Annotated in this window: 1 protein-coding gene and 1 pseudogene; both read left to right on the top strand. The window is 39.2% G+C overall.

All coding sequences use genetic code 11. The annotated features are described in order from the left end of the window. Window positions 1–110 precede the first annotated feature (110 nt). Window positions 111–1,214, top strand: coding sequence for a UDP-galactopyranose mutase (glf, locus tag GMD4S_RS12145; protein WP_000272514.1), 1,104 nt, complete (start codon window positions 111–113; stop codon window positions 1,212–1,214). Window positions 1,215–1,241: 27 nt separating this feature from the next. After that, window positions 1,242–1,411: pseudogene (locus GMD4S_RS13410) on the top strand (galactofuranosyltransferase); the annotation flags it as partial.

Here is a 1,411-nt window from a genome sequence, read left to right as displayed (position 1 = left end):
TCTTGATCTATTCTCTGCTTGGCTTCCTAGTCTACGGTGGCTTGGTTTTGGTCTTACGTGTCTTGGATTTTCAAGAACTAAAAAGTGTTTTAAAGAAATAAGGAGATTTTATGTACGATTATTTGATTGTCGGTGCTGGCTTGTCAGGTGCAATCTTTGCCTACGAAGCTAACAAACGTGGCAAGAAGGTGAAGGTGATTGATAAACGAGAACATATTGGTGGGAATATCTATTGCCAATCTGTTGAAGGAATCAATGTCCACAAGTATGGGGCTCATATCTTCCATACATCTAATAAAAAGGTATGGGAATATGTCAATCAGTTTGCGGAGTTTAACAATTATATCAATTCTCCTATTGCCAACTATCAAGGACATCTTTACAATCTGCCTTTCAATATGAACACTTTCTATGCTTTGTGGGGGACAAAGACACCCCAAGAAGTCAAGGACAAGATTGCTGAGCAGACGACACACATGCAAGATGTTGAGCCTAAAAATTTAGAGGAACAAGCCATTAAGTTGATTGGTACGGATGTTTATGAAAAGCTAATCAAGGGCTACACCGAAAAGCAATGGGGGCGTTCTGCTACTGAACTACCACCCTTTATCATCAAGCGTTTACCTGTTCGATTGACCTATGATAACAATTATTTCAATGACCGTTACCAAGGGATTCCAATTGGTGGTTACAATGTCATCATCGAAAAGTTGTTGGAAGGAATCGAAGTAGAGCTTAATATAGATTTCTTTGCTGATCGTGAGAACTTGGAGGCTTCAGCGAATAAGATTGTTTTCACGGGGATGATTGATCAGTTCTTTGACTATAAATTTGGTGAACTTGAGTATCGCAGTCTCCGTTTTGAGCATGAGATTCTGGACCAAGAAAATTATCAAGGAAATGCTGTAGTCAACTATACTGAACGTGATATTCCTTATACGCGTATCATCGAACACAAACATTTTGAGTTTGGGACTCAGGACAAGACGGTTATTACTCGAGAATATCCAGCAGATTGGAAAAGAGGAGATGAACCTTACTATCCAATCAATGATGCCAAAAACAATGCTATTTATGAGCAGTACCTAGCAGAAGCTGAGAAAAATGGCCACGTTATCTTCTGTGGTCGCTTGGCAGATTATAAATACTATGATATGCATGTGACTGTTGAACGTGCATTGGATGTGGTAGAAAAAGAACTCGGGAGTATATAAAAACATCACGGATAAAGGGGAGAAAAGGTGAAATATTATCTGAAGGATTCATTTCTGCATAATGCACATGAAAAGAATGCAGGGAGTAAGGCGCGAAATGACGTGGAAGCTATTCTAATCTCAGAGGGTTATGAGGGGTTGGAGCTCAAGGTTGAGAATTGGTATAAGATGAATTTCTTTAAAGCTCAACAACACAA

It is taken from the genome of Streptococcus sp. GMD4S, assembly GCF_000296955.1.
The sequence above is the reverse complement of the archived record's forward strand: the minus strand, read 5'-3'. Positions and strand labels throughout refer to the sequence as shown.